The sequence below is a fragment of the Cellulomonas bogoriensis 69B4 = DSM 16987 genome (assembly GCF_000767165.1).
Taxonomy (GTDB): Bacteria; Actinomycetota; Actinomycetes; order Actinomycetales; family Cellulomonadaceae; genus Actinotalea; species Actinotalea bogoriensis.
In genome coordinates this window covers 1-3,427 of record NZ_AXCZ01000225.1, presented here as the reverse complement: position 1 = coordinate 3,427, position 3,427 = coordinate 1, and the positions used below count along the sequence as shown (strand labels likewise).

General features: G+C 72.8%; 5 protein-coding genes and 1 pseudogene. 4 read left to right on the top strand and 2 right to left on the bottom strand.

Annotated elements, in window-relative coordinates; genetic code table 11:
• Both N869_RS17935 and N869_RS13715 read left to right on the top strand, forming a co-directional pair.
• The coding region (locus N869_RS17935; RefSeq protein WP_035062489.1) for a hypothetical protein at positions 1 to 260 on the top strand (260 nt) is incomplete at its 5' end.
• A gap of 79 nt (positions 261 to 339) precedes the next feature.
• Positions 340 to 927: an arsenate reductase/protein-tyrosine-phosphatase family protein gene (locus tag N869_RS13715; RefSeq protein ID WP_035062488.1), complete on the top strand. Its 588-nt coding sequence runs from the start codon at positions 340 to 342 to the stop codon at positions 925 to 927.
• A gap of 41 nt (positions 928 to 968) precedes the next feature.
• On the opposite strand, the gene N869_RS13710 is transcribed toward N869_RS13715, so the two are convergent.
• Both N869_RS13710 and N869_RS13705 read right to left on the bottom strand, forming a co-directional pair.
• The gene (locus N869_RS13710) at positions 969 to 1,427 is read right to left on the bottom strand and encodes a helix-turn-helix domain-containing protein (protein ID WP_035062487.1); all 459 of its coding nucleotides are present in this window, start codon (positions 1,425 to 1,427) and stop codon (positions 969 to 971) included.
• Positions 1,428 to 1,584: 157 nt separating this feature from the next.
• Positions 1,585 to 2,154: pseudogene (locus tag N869_RS13705) on the bottom strand (nucleotidyl transferase AbiEii/AbiGii toxin family protein); the annotation flags it as partial.
• A gap of 193 nt (positions 2,155 to 2,347) precedes the next feature.
• Between N869_RS13705 and N869_RS13700 the strand changes: the two are divergent.
• Complete coding sequence (locus tag N869_RS13700) at positions 2,348 to 3,013, top strand: biotin transporter BioY (RefSeq protein ID WP_084137197.1); 666 nt, start codon at positions 2,348 to 2,350, stop codon at positions 3,011 to 3,013.
• A gap of 4 nt (positions 3,014 to 3,017) precedes the next feature.
• Positions 3,018 to 3,427 (top strand): AMP-binding protein (locus N869_RS13695; protein ID WP_035062486.1); only part of this gene is annotated, 410 nt, incomplete at its 3' end.

Below are 3,427 nucleotides of genomic sequence, written 5' to 3'. Positions count from 1 at the left end.
CCGCCGACGAGGCACCCGCCCCGCCCGCTCCCGTCGCCGAGGCCCACGACGAGCCGCGCGCCGAGACCACCGCGGAGCGCACCGGACCGGCGTCCGAGGCGCCTGCCGAGGCACTGGGAAGGGTGCCGCACCCGCGCAGCGGACCCCCCGTGCCGGTCCCCGAGCACCCGTTCGACGAGCTGGTGCACGTCGCCAACGGCACCGACGCGACCCAGGAGAAAGACAGCCCCCGGTCCTGGCCCGGTGGCCCGCTGCGCTGACGTGACCGCGTTGACCTGACCGTGCCGACCTGCCCGTGCTGACCTGGCCACCCCCGCAGCCGACCCGAGGTGCCCCGCGATGAGTGCCGACCGTCCCGCCCGCGTGCTGGTGGTGTGCACGGGCAACATCTGCCGGTCGCCCGCAGGTGAACGGCTGCTGCGTGCGCACCTGGCGCCGGACGGCGGCATCGAGGTCACCAGTGCCGGCACCCACGCCATGGTCGGCTCGCCCGTCGCCGACCCGATGGCGGCCCTGCTCGTCGGTGACGGGGTGGACGTCACCGGGTTCAGCGCCCGCCAGCTGACCGCCCCCATGGTCAAGGACGCCGACCTGGTGATCACCATGACGCGCGCCCACCGGTCGGCCGTCGCGCGCACCCACCCGGCAGCGGTGCGCCGCACGTTCACGTTGCGCGAGCTCGCCCGGTACATCACGGAGGCCGCCGCCCACGACGACGCCGACACCACCCTCAGGGGCCGCCGCGGACTGGACCGGGTCGAGACCCTGGTGCCCCTGGTGGCGGCCCGGCGGGGACGCACCCGGGTGGAGGCCGACCAGGACGAGGTCGTCGACCCCTACGGCGGTGACCACGCCCTGTACGACCGCTCCTACGCCCAGCTGCGGCCGGCCGTCCTGACGGTGGTGGGCGCCCTCACCGGCCCCTGAACCCGATCACGGCCGTCCGCCACGCCCTGCGTCCGGCCACGTCAGGGCTCGTCCACACCGGCGGCAGCCTGGGCTCTGAACGCAACGTGCCGCATCCGCACCATCAACGTGGCAGCCGGGACGACCTTTCCTGACGCGTAAGTGGACAAGCGGGATGTGGACGTCCCGATTCGTGAGGCGAACTCGCTCCGCGTCAGACCGGACCGGTCCACGAACCCTCGAACGTCCGCGGCGACCTCGCCGCGCTCGGCAGCTTCTGCCCTCTGGCGCGCCTCGGTGATGAGGTCAGTCATCACCGGGCCGATCCCGAAGGGCCGTGCCACTGCCACAGCCTGCTCCACATGGCGCGCGACCTGACCCCAGGGCTCGTCATCGATCGCTCGTGCGAGCCGTCGCCAGTGGGGCAGCCCACCCCGTTCCAGCGCCGTGAGCACACCCTCGAACGGCCAGGTCTCCACCGGTTCGTCAGGTGAGGCGTCGATGTTCCTGAAGCTCAGCACATCATCCTCCAAGCGTCGTGATGGCGCGGCTCAGTGCCTTGCACTCCTCGACGACCGCCGACCAGTCGTGCCAGCGTGCTGCCAGGCCCTTGTACCGAGGCAGGTCGGCGAGCGTCCGTGAGTCGGCGGGGGTCGGCTCGCCCAGCTGACGCACCAGCTGCGAGGCCACTCCCTGGCCCTCGCCGTCGTGCTGGTCGGCGTAGTAGTTGTCCATTCCCGCCAGGACGGAGGCTGCGTGCGCGCGCCCGTAGCGGTGCGCGAGTGCCGCGACGTCGAGGTAGTCGCGTACCTGGTTGCGCCGCACGATCAGGAAACCCTTGATGCGGAGGGTCTCCTCAGGGGTGGGCACCTGCACGGTCGCGCCTGAGGGCAGCGCCATGTCCACCACCTCGAGCGGGGTCCGTCGGATCAGTTGCCGAACACCGGCCTCTATGTCGCCGATGCGCCCCAGGATGATCTTTCCCGGACGTACGCGGTTCGTCACCCAGTCGCCTTCGGACTCCAGCGCCTCCAGAACAAGATCGAAACGATCCCGAAGATCACTCAGGACGTGGTCGTGGTCGAACGACAGGCGATGTCCGGCGAAGGCGGCAGCAGCGGTGCCACCGACCAGCACTGCGTCCGGGACGAGATCCTGCAGACGGGCGGCCGACTCGAGCACCCGGACGAGTTCCTCGGGGATCTCGGGCGATCCCGGGGCGCCGGATCGTTGTGGGTCGTCATCCATACTCCGATGTTATCGGATCTGATAATGCGTGTGCGGGTCGAGGTGAGGCCCCGCCCCGACCGGCCCCGTCGGGACCCCACAACGTGGGGTCGTGTTCGCTGGTGCGGACGGCAAGCGATACTCGGCGGTGCGCCCGCTTAGGTGGGTAGTGCCGCGGACGTCCTGCCCGCCGCACGCCTGACTGGAGGACCACATGGCCGCGCCCGACGTGCACACCCCCGCCGACCCGCCCGCGCAGGGCGCCTCCGACGCGCCCGACCCCGTGGTCGAGCCCGCCTCGCGCTCCGGCCGGTGGGTGCTCACCGCGTCCGACTCCGCACGCATCGCGACGTTCGCCGCCCTGATCGCCGTGCTCGGGCTGCCGGGGTCGATCGCCCTGTTCGGCAACGCGGTGCCTGTCACGCTGCAGACCCTGGGCGTGATGCTCGCGGGGGCGATCCTGGGTGCCTACCGGGGCACCTTGTCGGTGCTGGTGTTCCTGACGCTCGTGGCCGCCGGGTTTCCCCTGCTTGCCGGTGGGCGGGGCGGGCTGGGTGTGTTCGTGGCCCCGTCGGCCGGTTACCTGGTGGGGTTCGTCGCGGGCGCGGCGGTCGTGGGGTGGCTCACCCACCGTGGTGGGGCACGTCCCGGCCGGTTGCGGGTGTTCCTGGCGTGCCTGGCCGGGGGGATCGGCGCGGTGTACGCGTTCGGCATCCCTGTGCAGGCGTGGCTGACGGGCCTTCCCCTGGGGGTCGCGGCGCTCGGGTCGGTGACGTTCCTGCCCGGTGACCTGCTCAAGGCCGTCGTGGCGACCGCGGTGACCGTCGGGGTGCTGCGCGCCTACCCTGCCGCCTCACCGGTGTACCGCGCCCGCGGGTAGGTCCGTGCCCGTCGCCCACCACGTCCTGGACCACGCCCGGCGCACCGCCACCGCACCGGCCGTCCAGACCCCTGCCCGCACCTGCACCTGGGCCGACCTCGCCCAGGGCGTGCACCACGCCGCCGGACGGTTGCGCGACGGCGGCACCCGGCGTGGTGACCTGGTGCCCGTCCACACCGCGGACCCGGTCGAGCTGTTGACCCTCACCCTTGCCGCCGACGTGGTCGGGGCGGTGCCCCTGGTGTGCGACCCGGCCTGGTCACCGGCCCAGTTGGCCGCCGCGCTCGAGGTGGTCGGCGCCAGGGCCGTTGACGCCCCGACCACGGACGCCCCGCCCGTCGAGGACCCCACCCCGGACGACGCCTCTCCGGACGCCGGCGAGCCGTGCGACGCCGACCTCGCGTGGGCGGGTTT